This window comes from Phycisphaeraceae bacterium, assembly GCA_020639155.1.
In the GTDB taxonomy this organism is placed as follows: Bacteria; Planctomycetota; Phycisphaerae; order Phycisphaerales; family UBA1924; genus JACKHF01.
Genome location: JACKHF010000002.1, coordinates 537,044 through 556,094, shown reverse-complemented (window position 1 = coordinate 556,094; position 19,051 = coordinate 537,044). Strand labels below are relative to the sequence as shown.

At 54.5% G+C, this 19,051-nt stretch carries 13 protein-coding genes; 8 read left to right on the top strand and 5 right to left on the bottom strand.

Annotation, left to right across the window (positions count from 1 at the left end):
* Window positions 1–11: 11 nt before the first annotated feature.
* Window positions 12–3,014 carry a VWA domain-containing protein gene (locus H6815_12960; GenBank protein MCB9861351.1) on the top strand — a complete coding sequence of 1,001 codons (3,003 nt, stop codon included), beginning with the start codon at window positions 12–14 and terminating at the stop codon, window positions 3,012–3,014.
* Here the strand turns inward: H6815_12960 and H6815_12955 are convergent, their stop codons facing one another.
* The 4 genes from H6815_12955 to gcvH are packed head-to-tail and all read right to left on the bottom strand — an operon-like array spanning window position 3,015 to window position 8,601.
* Window positions 3,015–4,706: a MiaB/RimO family radical SAM methylthiotransferase gene (locus H6815_12955; protein MCB9861350.1), complete on the bottom strand. Its 1,692-nt coding sequence runs from the start codon at window positions 4,704–4,706 to the stop codon at window positions 3,015–3,017. It lies immediately after the preceding gene.
* Between the two features lie 30 nt (window positions 4,707–4,736).
* Window positions 4,737–7,472: an ABC transporter permease gene (locus H6815_12950; GenBank protein MCB9861349.1), complete on the bottom strand. Its 2,736-nt coding sequence runs from the start codon at window positions 7,470–7,472 to the stop codon at window positions 4,737–4,739.
* A complete protein-coding gene (locus H6815_12945; protein MCB9861348.1) occupies window positions 7,423–8,157 on the bottom strand; it encodes an ABC transporter ATP-binding protein in 735 nt (244 codons plus the stop codon). Before H6815_12945 ends, H6815_12950 begins: the two co-directional genes overlap by 50 nt.
* A gap of 60 nt (window positions 8,158–8,217) precedes the next feature.
* Window positions 8,218–8,601: a glycine cleavage system protein GcvH gene (gene gcvH, locus H6815_12940; protein ID MCB9861347.1), complete on the bottom strand. Its 384-nt coding sequence runs from the start codon at window positions 8,599–8,601 to the stop codon at window positions 8,218–8,220.
* 94 nt (window positions 8,602–8,695) lie between these two features.
* On the opposite strand from gcvH, the gene H6815_12935 reads away from it, so the two are divergent.
* Genes H6815_12935 through H6815_12925 form a run of 3 tightly spaced genes read left to right on the top strand, consistent with a single transcriptional unit; the run spans window position 8,696 to window position 11,311 of the window.
* Window positions 8,696–9,748, top strand: coding sequence for a hypothetical protein (locus tag H6815_12935; protein MCB9861346.1), 1,053 nt, complete (start codon window positions 8,696–8,698; stop codon window positions 9,746–9,748).
* Between the two features lie 47 nt (window positions 9,749–9,795).
* On the top strand, window positions 9,796–10,560 hold the full coding sequence (gene cmk, locus H6815_12930) for a (d)CMP kinase (GenBank protein MCB9861345.1): 765 nt from the start codon (window positions 9,796–9,798) through the stop codon (window positions 10,558–10,560).
* A 1-nt stretch (window position 10,561) separates the two neighbouring features.
* Window positions 10,562–11,311, top strand: a complete 750-nt coding sequence (locus tag H6815_12925; GenBank protein MCB9861344.1) for a 1-acyl-sn-glycerol-3-phosphate acyltransferase — start codon at window positions 10,562–10,564, stop codon at window positions 11,309–11,311.
* Window positions 11,312–11,327: 16 nt separating this feature from the next.
* Here H6815_12925 and H6815_12920 read toward each other — a convergent pair whose 3' ends face one another.
* A complete protein-coding gene (locus H6815_12920; protein ID MCB9861343.1) occupies window positions 11,328–12,263 on the bottom strand; it encodes a UvrB/UvrC motif-containing protein in 936 nt (311 codons plus the stop codon).
* Between the two features lie 531 nt (window positions 12,264–12,794).
* Here H6815_12920 and H6815_12915 point away from each other — a divergent pair.
* From H6815_12915 to H6815_12900, 4 genes are all read left to right on the top strand, one after another.
* Window positions 12,795–13,637, top strand: a complete 843-nt coding sequence (locus tag H6815_12915) for a sigma-70 family RNA polymerase sigma factor (protein MCB9861342.1) — start codon at window positions 12,795–12,797, stop codon at window positions 13,635–13,637.
* Window positions 13,638–13,818: 181 nt separating this feature from the next.
* A complete protein-coding gene (locus H6815_12910; protein ID MCB9861341.1) occupies window positions 13,819–15,936 on the top strand; it encodes a trypsin-like serine protease in 2,118 nt (705 codons plus the stop codon).
* Between the two features lie 175 nt (window positions 15,937–16,111).
* Window positions 16,112–17,458, top strand: coding sequence for a Trk system potassium transporter TrkA (gene trkA / locus H6815_12905; GenBank protein ID MCB9861340.1), 1,347 nt, complete (start codon window positions 16,112–16,114; stop codon window positions 17,456–17,458).
* A gap of 44 nt (window positions 17,459–17,502) precedes the next feature.
* Entirely contained in the window at window positions 17,503–19,047 is a 1,545-nt protein-coding gene (locus H6815_12900) for a TrkH family potassium uptake protein (protein MCB9861339.1), read from the top strand.
* The last annotated feature ends 4 nt before the right edge of the window (window positions 19,048–19,051 follow it).

Sequence of the window (19,051 nt, the reverse complement as noted above, 5' to 3'; positions counted from 1 at the left end):
GGAGCCGCAATGTGCAGTTGAGCATTGACAGCACATTCTGGCTGGTCTGTGCTGCCGTACTTGTTGTTGCAGCCCTGACGTCATGGCGATTGCTTGGAGCAATGGCGTGGCAGCGACGGTCCACTGCGATTGTTGCGCGAACTCTCCTGCTCGCAGCAATCGGGCTGGCGCTTGCGGGGCTGAGCTCTGTTCGAACTGTTGACCGCGTCGCTGTCGTTGCGGTTGTTGATATGTCGCGATCAGCACACGTGCTTGCAAACGCTGGAAACAACAACACGTTTGTGCGCAATCATATCGAAGCGTGGCTGGAGGCAGTCGATCAACAGAAACACACTGACGACCTGCTCGGTGTCGTTGCCTTTGATGGTCGGGCAATTGTAGTACAGACACCAACACGCTCTCGTGTAGGCGATGTGCAGTTAGAGATCCCTTCACGAGAGGGAACGAATATCGAACAGGCGATAGCTGTTGCAAGGGCAATGCTTCCTGCCCAGACGCAGGGAAGAATCCTGCTTGTCACCGATGGGAATGAGACGATCGGCGATGCTCTCGGCTCAGTGGCTTCTCGTGGGGACACTGGGAGCGTCCCGATCGACGTTGTACCGATTCGATACTCGCTTGACAACGAGGTTGCGGTCACACGGCTTGACGCTCCGGGGTTTGTACAACAGGGTGCAGATATCCCCGTTCGCGCATTTCTCCAGTCATCAACACCCCTGCAGGGTGAGATCCGGCTATTTGACGGTGACGATGAGATCGATCTAAACGGAGATGAGCCCGGTGCTGCGTTGCCTGTTTCGATCAATGCTGGACAGACAGTTGTCCCTCTGACTGTGCCGGGGTCTGATCGACGACTGCACGATCTCCGCATTGCGTTCGAGCCACCGACGCAATCAAGCGCGGGAGTCTCATCTGCTGATCTGTTTCTCGAGAACAACATCGCCCGTGCGATTACGCTCTCGCCGGGGCGTGGTCGTGTGCTGGTGGTGACTGACACGATGGGATCGCAACGAACACCATTGACAGACGCGGTGGAGAGTACTGGATACTCGACAGATGTTCGAGTGCCGAGCGCACTCCCAGTCGGTCTGGCGGGCTTTGCGGAGTACGACACGGTCGTGCTCGATGATGTTTCAGCTGACAGTTTGATTGATGAAACACGTGCGGCACTCGACCAGTATGTTCGATCGCTCGGTGGAGGTCTGATTGTCGTTGGAGGAATGAACTCGTTTGGTCCAGGTGGATACCGGGGCACCGAACTGGAACATCTGGTGCCGCTGCTTCTCGATATTCCAGACAGACTCATCAGACCGGACGTCGCGATCATGATTGTGCTTGACCGATCCGGCTCGATGGCTCAGAGTGTGCTCGGATCTGTTCGATCGCAGCAGGATATCGCGAATGAGGCTGCAGCGATTGCAGTGTCGCGTCTTGAACCAACCGATCTTGTCGGTGTCATCGCGTTTGACAACTCCTATTCGCGTGTTGTTCCTCTTGCGCCGAATAAGGAGCCGCGTGAAACCTCGAAAAAGATACGCAGCATACGGGCAGACGGGGGCACAAATCTTGGGCCTGCCCTCAAGGCTGCACTGAGCGATCTTGAGAAGGTTGACGCTGAGAAGAAGCACATTGTTGTCCTGTCCGACGGTCGATCCCAGGCAGAGGAAACACTGCCGGACATTGCGCGCGAAGTTGCTGCGAAGGGCGTCACCATCACATCGATTTCTGTTGGTGATGGAAGTGCTGCGCCCAAAATGCGCGAGATCGCTGAGATCACTGATGGCACTTTCTTTGAGGTTGTCCACCCCGACAGACTGCCGCGCGTGTTTATTGATGCGGTGCGTGTTGAACGTTCACCACGGGTGCTTGAGCAGCAGTTTGTGCCCCAGCTTGTCTTTGGATCATCGCCGATACTTGCGGGCTTTCCCTCGCTTCCACTACTCGATGGCCTTGTACTGACACGTGAGCGCCCCGATCCTCGAGCGATTTTAATTGCGCGTGGCCCAGACAATCTGCCGCTGCTTGCCGAATGGCAGGTCGAACTCGGCCGTGTTGTTGCATTCACATCGGATTCAGATCGCTGGTCATCGCGCTGGCTCACGTGGGATGGATATCGCAAGTTCTGGTCCCAGATTGTTCAGCGGGTAAGCAAGCCGGCGCAGTCTCCCGGCTTTATTGCGACGATTGCCCATGAAACAGACACACTCACGCTGACACTTGAAACGCTGGCTGATGATGCAGAGCCAATCGTTGACCTTCGTGTGGAAGCAAACGTCATCGGACCAGATGGAAAAGAACGTGTCGTGGAACTTTGGCAGGTTGCTCCTGGTGTGTACGAAACATCGACTCCGGTTGAAGAGCAGGGGGCGTACGTTGCAGCAATCCGTGCGTATCGTGGCCAAACGATGATTGGCACAGCACTGGCCGCCCAGATTGTTGAAAACGAACGCGAACTGGATGATTTGAAATCGAACAATCTGCTTGTTGCCGAGATTGCGAAGCAATCCAATGGCCGTGTGCTTGATCTAGATTCACCCGGTCAGATTGACATGTTCTCACGTGAAGGTATCGAACCTGCCAGAGCGAGGTCTTCCCTGTGGCAGTTGCTTGTGTGGATTGCGCTTGGCATATACATGTGCGATATTGCAACCCGTCGGATTGCGTGGGATCGACTGCTCGGACTCGGTGAGAGAACAATGGCATCGGTTACACTGTCTTCAACGGGATCGCTCACTTCTCTGGCTTCACGCGAGACACACAGATCTATGGAATCAACCTCAGCATTGTCAGACCTAGATGCTGCACGGGTCGTCGCGAAGCAGCAGCAGTCCAGACGGGAGAGTGTTATTGAGCAACTTCGTGCATCCCGCACGCAACGTCCCGACTCACAAGCTGCTCCTATAGAAACGATGGCCAGTGATATATCGTCCGACGAATCGAGTGCAGAGTCATCCGGGCTGCTCGCGGCGAAACGACGTGCAATGCAACGATTTGAGGAAAACGAATCTGACTAATCAAATCAGTGCTGGCTGATTCAGTGTGCCGTGGAGAGACAGTTTGTCGGCAGAACATATTGTGACGCTGACGATACTCCCGACTGTGCTTTCAACGTCGGCGGCAGGAGCATCAAAGAACACAATCTGGTCGCCATCCGTGCGCCCGGAGAGTTGCAAAATCCCGTCTGCAGGGAATGTCTGCTCTGGTGTGGATGCTCGCATTGATTCGCCGTTCACAGTCAGTGACACTGCATTCAGGTTTCTGATCTGTGTGTTTGTCATGCCAGCGGCCTTGCGTGCCTGCTTTGAAATGCCCTCGACAAGAATGTCGAAGTGAAGCCCGATCTGCTCTTTGCTGATCTCGTCAGAGATCATGCTCTGTAATGCGAGCAGATGATTGTTTCGCTTGCGTTTGATCTGATCGGGCACATCGTCAGGGATTCTGTCAAAGGCGACGGTACCTGGACGCGGCGAGTACTTGAAGATGAAGCAGTTCTTGTATCTCGCGCGTTGCACAAGTTGTACAGTCTTTTCGTAGTCCTCGTCGGTCTCGGTTGGAAATCCGACAATGATGTCGCCGGACACCATCAGCGGTCGTCCGATCTCGGGTTGATGCAGGAACGAACGTGCGCGATCAAGGAACTCGTCGTATTCTTCGATCGTGTATCCGCGATTCATCTTCTGGAGGATGCGGTTCGAACCCGATTGTGCAGGCACATGCAGGTATCGGCAGATACGCGGGCTGTCACGCATCACTTCAAGTACATCATCGCCGAAGTCGCGCGGATAGCTCGTGACAAATCGCAGGCGTTTGATCTCGGGCACACTCTCGTGGATCTGGTGCAGCAGATCTGCAAAGGTCGTTACACGATCGCCTGCAAGTGCATCACGATTGTGGCTGCCCTTGTATGTGCGCCCCTTCTGCGGCTGGGTCACGCCGTTCACTGCCACGGCAGCACCGTGCTCGAACCGATAGTGGTTTACCGTCTGGCCAAGCAGTGTGATCTCAACGACACCAGCATCGGCGAGCTTTCGGCACTCGTCGATAATGTGCTCCGGCGGCCGATGGATCTCGGCACCCCGTGTGAACGGAACAACGCAATAGGTACAGAACTTGTTGCAGCCTCGCGTGATGCGAACATATGCGCTGCGCGAAAACGATCGGGTTGTATCGACTGGTGATATCGACCGGGAAAGATCAAGCAGTTCGAGCGAGTCCTCAGCCGCAGCGAGCGTGCTGCTGCGACGGCTCGCGCTTCCCTGGAGCGCAACTTCGCTCGCGGATCTTTCGGATACGTGTGGATCCTGTACCGGATGCGAAGTCATGCTTAGTCGTGTGCGGCAAGCGTTATCGAGCAATGCCGGGAGCTTGTCGAGTTCTGCGGGGCCACACAGAATATCAACGACCGGCATTCGATTGATGAGATCAACACCGTCGCGTTCTGCCAGACATCCGAGCACGCCAACAACCAGATTTGGCTGCGTTGCCTTGCGCTTGGCAAGTTCGCCAAGACGGGACCAAACCTTCTGCTCTGCCTGCTCACGGACCGAGCATGTGTTGTAGAGCACAACATCCGCAGACTTCGGATTATCCGTGAATCGATATCCCAAACGCCCGAGTTCACCAGCAACGAGCTCCGAATCAAGCTCGTTCATCTGGCATCCGAACGTTTCAAGATAGACTGCTGTGTCGCGGATCTGTTGTTCCATGCAAGCGGATGGTAGGGACGTGGTTGTTCATTACCCACGGCCGGATGCGAGAAGCTCACGCGGGGGTGTCTTCCCGAGCCGGGAAATCGCTGGCATTGCAGCCACCAGTGTCAGTGTCAGCAGGATTGTACTTCCAATGAGAATTGCGAGCACAGGTATCCGGACCTGAAGTTCGAGTCCGTGCAGCAGCCGATGGACACGCGTCGCAGCCCACGAGGCTTGCAAACCCATCGCGGTGCCGAGGATAGAAGCAGCGATTGCGATCAATACTGCTTCGCAGAGCACCAATCGCAATAGCACAGCCTGCATCGCACCGACAGCACGCAGAATGCCGAACTCGAACTTGCGTGATTCGATGCTCGCCATAACAATGTTCGCAACACCAAAGCAGGCGACAAACATCGACACAACCGCAACAACAGAGAACGCAAGCACTGTTGTTGATGCAAACGTCGTGATTGTCTCCTTGATACGCCGACCACTGCCCGCGTCAATGATACCAGCATCAAACAACGACTCGCGGAGTGTTGCGACAGCAATGTCATCGTCAACATCGTCCGTAAATGTCACCTGGATGAGCTGGCTTGCTTCAACATTGAACTTTGTACGAGCGTCTGCCATTGAGCCGAACACCGCGTGCATCGCCTGCTCATGGAAATCTGCACCGATGTTAAAAAACCGGCTTGCGAGTTCCAGCCCCGGCGAAGCAACGACACCGACTATTTCAAACGTGTCATCGTGGTCTTCAAACGTGCATTTGAATGTGTCACCGACACCGAGCCCCTTTGCGAGCAGGAACTCTTTCGCGACGATCACCGCTCCACCCTCGTTGAGCCGACGAATCGCGGTCTCCTCATCACCCTGGATCCACTTGACATTCGTCATGCGAAAAAATGGCTCTGGCTCAAACGCGACAAACGTCGTCTTGAGGTCCTGCAGCGCCTTGATGCCAAAGACATCAGTTTCGACTCGGGTCAGCGAGAGCGCACACGTTTCGGTGACAAACGGGAGATCCTCGATCATGCGCTGATGTTCCGGCATCAGTGCGATACCGCTGACAAAGGCATCCGGGAACTGGAGCTTGCCAAGCCAGTCACGGAGTATGCTGTCGCCGCTCGTCCAGATCGAGACCATCAGCGCGAGCCCCGCCATCAGTGCTCCCGCGGTCAACCCATGGCGGAACGGTGTTGACTCGATTGATCGCACCAGCATGTGCTTTGGAAGTCTGAACACATGGGCGAGTAGCGGACCGATACACGTCGCAACGATGTACGTTACTGGAACACCGAGCAGGAAGTACCCAAGAAACAGTAGCGGGAGTCCTGTTGTTGAGTAAGTCCAGAACATCATCTGTCCATCGTGGATAGCTGTTACCATGATGGCTGGCACCAGCAGGAAGCAGAGGGCAATCAGCGAAGTGATACCAACAGCATTGCGTGAAACCGGTTGTGCGTTTGGAGTAAGTGAGCGCAATGGCTGAAGCTGAGCAGCACGCAACGCAGGCCAGAGTGCGCCGCCGATACCCGCAAAGAACGCGCACGCAAGACCAAGCACAGGCCCTGTCCATGGAATAACTACACCCGTTGTAAGAACATCGCTCGCAACGACACCAAGCAGCAACACGACTGCAATGCCGAGTGGAATGCCAACTGCCGCTCCGGCAATCGAGAGCACAACACCAAGCAGAAGCTGCGTCTGCGCGAGATGGAATCGCGTGCCTCCAATGCATCGTACAATTGCAAGCTCACGCTGCTGCTGGGCTACCGATGTATTCAGACCCGTCACGATGATAAAGGCAGCCGACATGCTTGCGAGCACAAGAATCAGGATCAATCCCAACTCTGATGATCTCATGTTGTCGGTCAATCCAGATGTTGCCTTGGCTGTGCTGCGAAGCATGATCTCGTCGCCAAGCATAGCTTTGTACGTGTTGACCACGTCCTCAGGAACAACATCGTCTCGAAGCACAAGATCAACCTGCGTGTAGTGATCGGCTTGTTCCTTTGTGTACCCGGCGAGCGTGCGCATGCTTTGAATGGTTGCGTATGCCTGAGCACGTCCACCAAGCGGGGGGGCAGCGGCAACTCCGACAACAGTCAGTTCTGCGATGTTCTGGCGCAGTTTCTGGATAACCACTGTCTCGCCAATTCCAACGCGCTGCTGTCGGTTTGCATTGAGGTGCTCATCGGACAGCTTCTCGTCCGGATTGGATCTGCGAATACCCGGAATGACTGAGAAGATGCCGCGACGCTTTGCATTGGCATCCCAGCTTAACGCTGCAACAAGCCCCTCATCGACAACGATCTCATCATCTGATGATGGAAGTCGACCTGCAACAAGTTCGATTGATCTGATAGGTTGAATAGCTCGAAAATCGAGCCCGTTTCCGTGTGCGGTTGCGCGCAGCTGCGTTGGCCTTTGTACATCCTGCTGCGTTGTTTCATCGTGCACCCAGATCGGACGCGTAATAACGAGTGCGATATCAGCTTCGACACTGCCAACACTCAGTGCAACTTCGGGCCACTGTTTCGTTGCATCGTATTGGGCTTGAGAGACCGAACCTCGTGGATGCTGATGCCGGATCTGCACGTCTCCAGAGCCAAACATGAAGCCGAGCTGGCTCTCGATCATGCGGTTGATCGACGACATGAGCGACGCGACCGCGACCACCAATGCAGTCGCAACAGCAATCGCACCCGACAATAGCGCCGTGCGCCTACGCCGCGACGATAAGCTGCTGGTAACGAGATGCCACGCCGGCCGCATCAAGAGTCTCCGAGTTAATGGTTCCACAGATCTGTCCGTCACGCATCACGTGCACGGTCTGGCAGTGTGCTGCAGCAACAGGTTCGTGTGTCACGAGCAGCACCGTCATGTCGTGCTCGCGAGCGATGTCCCCCAGCAACGCCCATAAGCGCTCGCTGGATGCCGAATCGAGATTGCCCGTTGGTTCATCGGCCAGCAGGACAGGCGGATGAAAGAACAGGGCGCGTGCAATTGCGACGCGCTGCTGCTCGCCACCGGAGAGGGCTTCGGGGCGATGGTTTCCACGATCGCCAATCCCCAGTCGTTCAAGCAGTTCAGCACTGCGTGTGCGCAGCTTCGAGACCGGCTCACCTGCCAGCAGACCCGGGAGCTCAACATTTTCCTGGGCAGTCAACGTCGAAATAAGGTTGAACTGCTGGAACACCAGGCTGACCGTGTGCTGACGATACTGCGTTGCTTCACGTTCTGACATCAGATCGACGCGTTTACCAGCAACCTCAATCTCGCCGGATGTTGGTCGATCCAGTGCAGAGAGCAGGTGCAAGAGCGTTGACTTGCCAGACCCCGACTGACCCATGATCGCGTGATACCCCTTGTCAGGGATATCTAGTGTCACGCCACGAAGCGCCTGCACCGATCGCCCTGCAAGTGCGTACTCCTTGTGAACGTCTCGGCAGTGGATCATTGCAATGACAGTTCCTGCGTTTCCTTCCGACTGTACATAATGGGAGAAAGCCTGTTCCGGTTACAGGCTGGCATCGTAATCCGCCGCACTTTTTAGTGCGTCCAGTTCGCCAGCATTGGTCGCTTTGACCTTTACAAGCCAGCCAGCCCCGTATGGGTCCGAGTTGATGCATCCCGGATCATCCGCAAGAGTGCTATTGATCTCGATGATCTCACCAGAGACAGCGGAATAGACATCGCTTGTTGTCTTGACAGATTCGACCTCGCCAATGACATCAGATGCGGCAACACTCGTGCCAGCAGGCCGCATCTCGGCATAGGTCACATCTGTGAGATTATCGACAGCAAACCTGGTTAGTCCGATCGTAACGACATCACCATCAAGCTTGTGCCATTCGTGGGTTTCGCTGTAGACACGGTCGGTGGGGGTGTCGGATGCTGCCATAAATGCAAACTCCTCGCTGTCCTGAGTGATATGTGCGAACGGTGTGCCGATGATAGAGCACCCATCGTGGATGTGGTAGTTGGGGAGGGGTTTCTTGCCGACAGAGCCCGCATCTGCCGATCAGGTGGCTTACTGTCATGCTGTTGCTGTGCTGGTCCCCGGGAGAAGCCGTTTGCTGCTTGCACTGAATGTCAACTCACTGAAATCACTGCTCAATCCCAAACGCGGGAAAGACCCCTCGCTCACCCTCCCTGAGGTGCCACAGTTCATCAAAGAGGAGTTTGGGTTGAACGGGCTTGCGTTAAGTGCTGATCTGCTAGCAGGAAGCAATCGCCGCGACCTTGAAGCATTTCGTGAACGTTCTGATCGAGCTGGGTGTGCCTGTCTACTGCTCCATGAAACGACCCCCCTTGAACTCGGCTCACTCAATGAGGCAGTTGCTGAGCAGGCGTGCGATAGATTGGACCGCATCCTGCATGCAGGACGGTTCCTCGGGACGAACTCTGTCGCATTCACGCCGGCAGCCGGGAAGGACGAGGACGAACTTGATTTCACAGCAGAAGCAATCAAACGAGCCATGGGACTGGCTGAGAAGCACGAGATGAATCTGCTGATCTACCCTGCACAGGGGCTGACATCAACACCCGATGATGTCACGAACCTCCTGAAACGTGTTGGTGGCTTCCGCGTTGGCACATTTCCTGACTTTGAGTATGCGAGCACCTTTGATGACCCTGCCGGATATCTCAAGAAGATGTGCCCGTACGCGTCGGCTATCAGCGCATCAATGCTCGACTTCGTCGTTCCAGAATCTGAACCAGAGCGAAAGAAGCCCACAAAGAAGACAAAGGCCCCAGCAAAGAGTGCTGCTCAAACTGATGAGTCTGAGGTTCCAACGGATTCGGTCAAAGAGACCGATGAAGCGCTGGATGAACTGGATGAGTTCCTCGATGAACTGGACGAAATGTGGGAGCCACCGGTCCATACCGCCTTTGACATTCAGCCGATGGTGGGGGCTGTGCTTGCTGTCGGATATGACGGCGCACTGATCATCGACTATCGTGGAAAGGGCAATCCTGCTGATGGCGTACAGAACTGCATCTATGCCCTGGAGGATGCTGTCCGAGCGGAGGTTGAGAAATCATGACCTCGAGCCAGTTGGCAGTGCAGCACGTCGAAGCTCCGGAGCGTTGCATGGGCAAGCACAAGAACATGCATGACTTCGACGGAGCCATCATTGTAACGATTGATGGTCCAGCTGGTACCGGCAAGAGCACTGTTGCTGAAAAGGTGGCGAAAGAACTTGGGCTTGATTTTCTCGATACTGGTGCAATGTATCGGGCTGCAACGGCAATCGTGCTCGATTATGGCATAGACCCGCACGACCCAAAGGCGATCGTCGAAAAGGTTGCTGAAGCAGACCTGCACTTTGACTGGCGAACCACGCCTCCTGCGCTGCTCGCGTGGCTTCAACCCATTGATCATCGACTCCGAGACAAGGATGTCACCGCAAACGTCTCGCAACTTGCGAGTGTCAGGGAACTCCGCCAGCATCTTGTGCTCAAGCAGCGCATTATCGCGTATCAGCATCCTCGACTGGTCTCGGAAGGTCGGGACCAAGGCTCGGTTGTATTTCCCGATGCCCTTGTCAAGTTTTACCTTGACGCAGATCCGGCGGTACGTGCAAAGCGACGAGCAATCCAGTCAAAGCGGCTCAGTCGTGACACGCTCCCCGAGGAAGCCGCAAAGATTATTGCAGCAACGCAGGAAGAGATTCTCACTCGGGATCATCTCGATCAGAGCAGATCCGACGGCCCTCTTGTGTGTCCTGAGGGCGCAGTTGTTGTTGACACATCGGACATGACAGAACGCGAAGTGATCGATCATCTCGTTCGAGTTGTCAGGGCAACGATCGCTCAGAAAAGGCACGATGACGATAAAGGTTGCCATGAGCAGTGAAATGAGAGCCAATACGTCTCAGAGAATCGAGCCCAACACCATTGATTCCGGAACAGCACGAGTCACGTTGACAACGCGAGTGTTGTATCGCATTGGTGTCCTCTTGAACACGTTCATTGCGACCATTTTTTATCGAATTCAGGTTGAGGGGCGAGAGCATTTCCCGGAGCATGGCGGGGTGCTGGTTATTGCAAATCATCAATCGTACTACGATCCTCCAATCATCGGATCGATGCTGAATACCCGTATCTTCGCATTTCTTGCAAGGGCAGGCTTGTTTAAGATTCCAGGATTTGGGTGGTTAATCAGCGCACTCAACGCCAAGCCGCTCAGCGGCGACGGCAACGAGACACGTGCGATGCGGGAGATGCTGCGACTGCTCGAAGATGGATGGCCGATTCTCGTGTTTCCCGAGGGAGCACGGACAAAGGACGGCGGGATGGTGGAGTTCCAGCGTGGCATTCTCCTGCTATTGAAAAGAGCAAACTGTCCTATTGTGCCCGTTGCTATTGAGGGGTTTTACGACACGTGGCCAAAGCATAAAAAACTCCCTCGTTTCTTTGGTTGCAGGATGGCGATGCGTGTCTCGGCACCGATGACGTACGAGCAACTCCTTGAACAAAGCGGTGGCGATGCGCTTGCATGGCTGCACGATCACATCAATCAGATGCGAACTGAACTCCGCAGCCAACTGCTCAGAACAACAAAGGGGCGTTTCCCGGCAACCGTACAACGATCAATCGTCGGTTGAGGTATCAGTCGAGTTTTCAATCGGTAATCGAGTCAAGAGAATCGGGCTCATTCTCGTTCTCAGAACTGCTGATTTGTTGCTGAAAGCTCTGCATCTGACTCATCGATTTCAGCTCATCGCGCAAAATAGCAGCAAGCTCGTAGTTTTCCGTTGCAAGCGCTTCATCAAGTCTGCGCTGCAGTTCCTCGTGCTGCGTGAGTGTGGGCTTCGGTGTGAGTGACTGCACCATCGCTTCCATCGCGCGTATTTCCGGCGAGTTTTCAATCGCATCCTCTCGGTCTTGTGCCATCAGATACGCCTTGATCTGATCGATTCCAGCCTGCATCGCAAGGACTGCGGCTGAGTTTTCATTTGTTCGAAGCATCATGCCTGCGACTGCACGCGCTCGCATCATGAGCGTAAATGGGCGATGGCGTTCCAGCATTGTTCTGTCACGTTGTTCGCGGGCGAACTGCGCGCAAAAATCAATCGCTCGAAGGTTTCGCTGTGTGTCACGATACACGGCATCAAAGTCACCAACTGCCTGGAGCGCAACGTATCGCTGATAAAAGAGCATGGCTTCTTCACGTAGCTGCTGGCAATGCTCCGGCGAGAGAGCAAACCTGTTGCCATCAAGTGACGGTTCTCCATCCTCTTCATCTCGGTCTGCAAGCGCACCACCATAGTCTGATGGATCTTCAACACCCTGGTCGTCCTCAACTCCAAAGTCTGACCGTGCGTCACGCTCGGCGAGATCCCGCTCTGCTTCGAGGGCTTCAAGCAGGGTCGTGAACTGGGGATACTCAGCAGGGTGCAGCCCGTCTGGTCGTCCCTCTACATGCATCTGTAGCAACCCAAGCGGGAGTCTCACTTGAAGTCGTGGCTCGCCATCCTGCGCTTCCAAAATCCGAACATTCATGCGATTCGGCTGAAAAGGCCAGTCTTTCAGCAAGTTTGACAGGTCAGGTCCCATGAAAACCTCTTGCGTTTGTGGACGAAGGACGATATGCTCATTGTCGGCAAAGCAGCGTATCTTGGGCAAACTCGTCCGGGAACAACAAACTGGTGCAGTTCCGTTGTTCCAAACCATACAAAGCTGAGCCAAGTTCGTGCAACAACCTTGACCATTGTGAAGGGGTGGAAGACCTGGATCGATGGAACCTGTTATGGTCTTTGCACGAATGAACTTGTGCGTGTGGGTGGTGCCCCACACCAGACGGCTCGAAAGAGACGTTTCCCGCAGTTTTTTTGGCGTTAGCGAAGGCGGGTGGAGACAATGAGTGTTAGAGAAAGAGATGACCGGCTGTGCCGGTCCGTCGGTGTGCAATCCGCGCAGACCGATGCAAAGATCGCTGGTGTACCAGCGGAAGATGCCGCACATGTTGGCACATCGACAATAGAACCAGAATCAGTTCATGGTTTCACTGCTGAATCCGCTGTCGGTACCAGTGTGCGTCGTCGTGCAACGACCTCAGCCCCTGTGCGCAACGAGTTGCAACTCTACATGCGCGAGATGAGCAGGTATCCGTTGCTCTCAGCAGAGCGCGAACGCGAACTCGGGTATCAGATCATGCGAGATGGTTGCCCGCATGCTCGCGATGAGATGATCCGATCGAATCTTCGGCTGGTCGTATCGATTGCAAAGCGGTATGCCAACCGTGGACTTCCATTGAGTGACCTCATTGAAGAAGGGAACATCGGTCTAGTACGTGCTGTCGATGGGTTCGATCCAGATCAAGGCGCCCGATTCAGCACATATGCATCGTGGTGGATCAAGCAGGCGATCAAGCGTGCGCTCATGAATGCTGCACAACCTGTTCATGTGCCGGCGTACATGGTCGAACTCATCGCTCGTTGGCGCGCAACATATCGCACGCTGGAAGCAGAACTTGGCTACAAACCCAGCACTCAGGACATGGCGACCGCTATGGACCTGCCTCCACGCAAGATTCGGGTTGTTCGACGAGCCATCAAGGCGATGCAGTCGGCGTCACAAGGACTTCGCAGTGTTGACGGCGAGTTGGTCGAGTTGACCGAAATTCTTGCAGACACGCGTCAGACTGAGCCGGCTGACGAGGTATTGCATCAGGATGAGCTAGGCACGCTTCGGAAACTGCTCGATTCGATCGACGATCGCGAGGCCGACATCCTCCGCCGAAGGTTCGGGCTGGACGGTCAAGCTCCATTGACACTCAAGCAGGTCGCTGAGCATGTTGGACTGAGCCGGGAGCGTGTCCGCCAAATTGTTGACGAAGCCTTAACGCGGCTGAACGCCCAACTCACTGAAATTCGTGAGAATGGTGTGATGCCGATCACATCAAGCGCCGATCCTGACGAGACTGAATAATCAAGCACAGGGCAGTTCGCAGGGTTCTCGGTCTTTGTGTTTGTGGCATACCCCCGCTGCATTGAGAATTGTGAAGCGGTGTATCGCATATTTTTCGTTTCGGTATTGGTCATGGAACGGTACAATATATTGCAAAATAACACGTTCGCTCATCGGCGGACTTTGCTCGGAGGCAGAAGACATGAGACAAGCAAAGGCACTTGGCATCGCGATCGCAGCCGGACTGTTGTGCGCTGGCGTTGCACACGCACAGTCTGCAATCACTGCACCATTGCCCATCATTGATCTTGCGTACCAGTTGGATTCAGGGAACGTTGTCAACACCGGCACCGAGCCGATGACTGTGTTTTCGCAAACAGTCAACGTACCAAACGCGCACATTCTCAGACTGCGATTTGATGATGTTGTGCTGGCGGGTGATGTGGACGCAGGGACAGGCGCATTCCTGCGCATTACCTCTACAAAGGACGGCAACGTGCAGTATCTGAATGCGACAAGCATTCGTCACTGGCGCAATACATCCGCCTTCTTCAACGGTGATGAGGTTGTCATCGATCTTGTTGCACATCCAAACACCGGGCACAGCAGAATCACCATGAGTTCAGTCATGGCGGTTGAGAACATGAACATCATTGACACTATTTGCGGTGCTACCGACGATCGGGTGCCCTCTGAGGATCCGCGTGCGGGCAGAATCATGCCAATTGGATGTACAGCATGGCTGTTTGACGACTACAACCACACCTTCCTCACGGCTGGTCACTGCGTTGATTCGGGTACTGCTGGCGCTATTGTCGAGTTTAACGTCCCGCTTTCAACGAGCAGCGGTGTTCCGGTCGCAGCTGCACCGCACGACCAGTATCCGATCGACCAATCGTCCATTCAGTCAAACGGCGGTATTGGGCCGGGCAATGACTTTGCATACTTCGGTTGCTTTGAAAACGCAAACACCGGCAAAACACCGTTTGAAGCACAAGGCGTATTCTTCGAGACTTCTTCAGCTCCATCTGCAACCGGTCAGGCAACCCGCATTACTGGCTATGGAGTGACCGACGGAAGCGTGCCTCCTGAATGGTTTCTGGCCCAGAAAACACACGTGGGTGCGTACCTCACACATGATGTATTTAGGCTTGGTTATGACACGGACACAACCGGCGGAAACTCCGGATCTCCTGTTTTCTTTGAGTCAACACAGGTTGCGTTTGGTATCCATACACACGGAGGATGCACTGCTGGGGGTGGCGAAAACTCTGGTACAGCGATGGAACATCCGGAACTGCAGCAATATCTAGCGAACCCACAAGGTGTCTGCATTCCTGATGCAATTGACTTCTTCTACCCAAATGGTCTGCCTGATTTGATCTCACCATCGGGTGAATCGTTCGTTGTTGAGATTGTCTCGCTGGCTGCAACTCCTGTACCCGGCACACAGATGCTGCACTTCTTTGATGGTTCGACATGGCACATGACGCCAATGTCGCCAATTGGTCAGGGGTTGTATTCCGCAAACTTCGGATCGATACCGTGTGGCTCCGTTGTGAAGTACTACGTCACTTCTGAAGCATCGGATGAGAATACATATTCAGATCCTCGCAACCCTCCAACACTGACATACGGCGCGCTGAGTGCACCGTCCGTTGTGCCAACAACAATATTGCAGGAATCCTTTGAATCCGGTCTGCCTGCTGGCTGGGTGGCGTCGGGTCTTTGGCACATTGCCGATGCATCCGGAGGTTGCGCACCTGAATCCTGCGACGGTGGCAACTTCATGTACTATGGGCAGGATGCAACATGCGACTACAACACCGGCGCACAGAACACTGGCTCCATTGTGCTGCCGCCCATCGATGTTGTCGGTGAAACCACAACGCTGAAGTTCTGCTACATGCTTGAGACAGAGGGGGTCAGCCAGTATGACCTTGCTCAGGTAAAAGTGAATGGGTTTGCTGTTGCTGATCTTGAGGACAGCTTCTTTAACTGGAGCGAAGCCAGCATCAATCTCTCAAACTACCACAATGAGACGATTGTCATTGAAATCACATTTGATACGATTGATGGCTTGTACAACGATACGCTTGGGTTCGTTGTTGATGGCATTGAGATCGTTGGCAACGAGCCAGTCTGCCCCTCGTGCTATGCAGATTGCGATGGCAACACAACGCTCAACGTGTTCGACTATATCTGCTTCGGCAATGCGTACGCTTCAGGCGGTACGTATGCTGACTGCGACAATAGTGGCTCACTGAACGTGTTCGACTACATCTGCTTCGGCAACGCATACGCGGCAGGCTGCCAGTAAGCCACAAGATCGCCATTGTGCTGAAATCTGCAACCCCGGGCACTATGCTCGGGGTTGCTTTCTTTCATTTGCTTCTTTCCGGTCGATACCCGACATACGGCTGAAGGACCGGAGCCACACACAAAGCCGACGCATACGCTTGGCGACACCGCTTCGCCTGTGGAGGATGTTCGCGATGTCGATGCATGTTATTGTCTGTGGGGCTGGTCAGGTTGGCGGTTTCGCCGCCGAGATTCTGGCGCATCAGGGACACTCGATCACTGTGATTGATGTTGACAAGGCGCGTCTTCGAACGCTTGGTGATACGCTTGATGTATCGATCTTTGAAGGAAACGGTGTGAACGCGAGCATCCTGCGAGAAGCCGGAGCGGCCAAGGCAGATCTCCTGCTCGCTGCAACGACATCTGATGAGGTCAATCTGCTGACCTCATCCATTGCGAAATCGATCGGAACCAAACGCACGATTGCCCGTGTCCATTCGAGCGTGTTCTATGAAAGTATCGGACTTGATTACGGTGCCCACTTCCATATCGATGGTTTGATCTGTCCTGAAAGCGCCGCTGCAGAAGCAATTGCCAACACACTCAGAAATCCTGGAGCACACGCGATCGAAACATTCGGGCGCGGGCAGATAGAAATGCACGAGATCCCTGTCAGCCCGGGTGTCGAGGCGATCGGCAAGCCGCTCTCGGAGCTGCGCCTTCCGGCTGGATCGAGACTGCTCGCGGTGATTCATGACGGACGAGCAAGTTCTCCGACTGCGCAGACAACATTCCACCAGGGCGACACCGTTGTGCTGGTTGCCAACTCCGACACGTTCAGTGCGGCTCGAAAGCTTTTTTACAAGGACAAGATACCACGCAAACGTATTGCGATACTCGGGGCCGATGCAACCACGATCTGGCTTGCGCGTGCACTGCGCGAACGTGCCTTTGCTGTCAAGCTCTTTGTGACAAGTCGTGATCGTGCCGAGGAACTGGCGCAACAGTTGTCATGGGTCACTGTTGTCAATGCGGACCCAACTGATCCCGCTATCTTTGAAGAAGAGAACCTCCGTGAATACCACGCCTTTGTCGCATTGACACATGATGACGAGGACAACATCCTCGCGTGCGCATTCGCAAAGAGCAGGGGACTGCCTTCAGCATACGCCATTGTGCAGAAGCGTAGATATCTGCATCTGCTTGAGCACGTTGCAATCGACGAGGCGTTTTCGCCCCGACTGGTGGCTGCCAAGCAGGTGATTGGCATGCTGGACGACAGCGGATTTAGACGAATAGCTGTGATCGAAGAGGGCGTGCTTGAAGCCTATGCGATGCGCATAGGTGCAAGCTGCTCGCTCTGTGGCACACCTCTCTTTGAGATCACTGATTTCCCAGGATGGATTGTCGCTGCGATCGAACACAACGATCATGTCTCGGTGCCCGATAGAACAGCAACATTCTCCGTGGGCGACCGGCTCATCGTCGTTGGGCCTCCTGCAATTGAATCGAAGCTGAGAAAAACACTCACGGGCCGATAGTGACATGCCGGCTGAAGTCGGTACACGTCAGGGGAATGTCACGCATGAACATGAAGTTCGTCGTCCATCGACTCGGTTTGTTGATACTCGCGCTCTCGGGTGTCATTGCATTGCATGCAGGAATCACGCTGATTCGCTGGCAGTTCATGGGACTCACCGAAGAACAGGATACAACTGCGGCTCTGGCTGTCAGTGCTGTATGCTGTGGAGCTCTAGGCACATTGATATGGCTTACCTCCAAAAGCAAGGCGACGCGCCTTGAGCGTCGCGAGGCGGTTGTGCTTGTCTCGTTGTCATGGATCATTGGTGCTGCAGTATGCGCCGTTCCGTACTTTGTATGGGCAATGATTTCTGATAACGATCACGCTGCACGTGTCGCAATGGAATCGCCTGTCAACGTGTATTTCGAATCACTCTCCGGCCTCACGACGACGGGCGCAACCGTGCTGACCGAACTCAGCACTATACCAAAGGGTCTGCTGCTGTGGCGCGCAACTACACACTGGCTTGGCGGGCTTGGTATCGTTGTGCTGTTTGTTGCTGTGCTTCCCGGCATTGGTATAGGTGGCAGGCGTCTGTTCAGCTTTGAGGCGCCGGGACCGGATAAGTCGGGCCTGCACCCACATATCAGGGAAACAGCGCGGACATTGTTTGTTATTTACTCAGTGCTCACAGCGGTACTGGCAGTTGGCCTGATGCTCTCAGGTCTTTCACCGATGGACGCGGTGTGTCATTCTTTTGCAACACTTGCGACAGGCGGGTTCTCCACTGATGATGCGAGCGTCGCACAATACAACTCCGGCGCAGCAATGATGCTCATCATCGTGTTCATGTTCTTTGCAGGGATGAACTTCAATCTCTTCTATCACATATCCAAGGGAAAGTGGAAAAAAGTTATCCAGGACACCGAGTTTCGAGCCTATCTTGGGATCGTTGTTGTTGCTGCGACAGTTGTCGCCTTTTCGCTGGTCGGCCAGACATTCAACCTGACGAATGGCAGAGAGATAACGAACGCGTCGCCGGGGGATGCAGCACTTCAGTCGATGTTTACGTGTATTTCCATCCAGACGACCACTGGTTTCTGTACCGCGGACTTTGACCAATGGCCAACGCTGGCAAAGTCGATTCTCATAGCGCTGACATTTATAGGTGGTTGTGCGGGATCGACTGGCGGTGGCATCAAGGTTATCCGCATTTGGATTGTGTTCCGCACTATGTTCTCAGAGGTGGATCGAGTCGTTCGACCCAACGTCATACGCCCGCTCCGCACAGGTGAGGGTGGTGTAGTCGATCAGGACATGCGACTCGCTGTGATCTCGTACGCAATGGGGGTTGTGCTGCTGTTTGCAGCTGGCACGATCACCATCATGCTTCTAGAGCCGTCAGTTGGTATTCAGACCGGCGCAACAGCTTCGCTCGCAACACTCTGCACCACAGGTCCAGGTCTTGCGCGCGTTGGAGCAACCCAGAACTATGCGTTCTTTGGTGATGCATCCAAGATTGTTATGTGTGTTCTGATGCTGCTTGGACGTCTTGAAGTCTTCGCAATCGCGTGCCTGTTCAGCCCGCACTTCTGGCGTAACAGCTAAACCT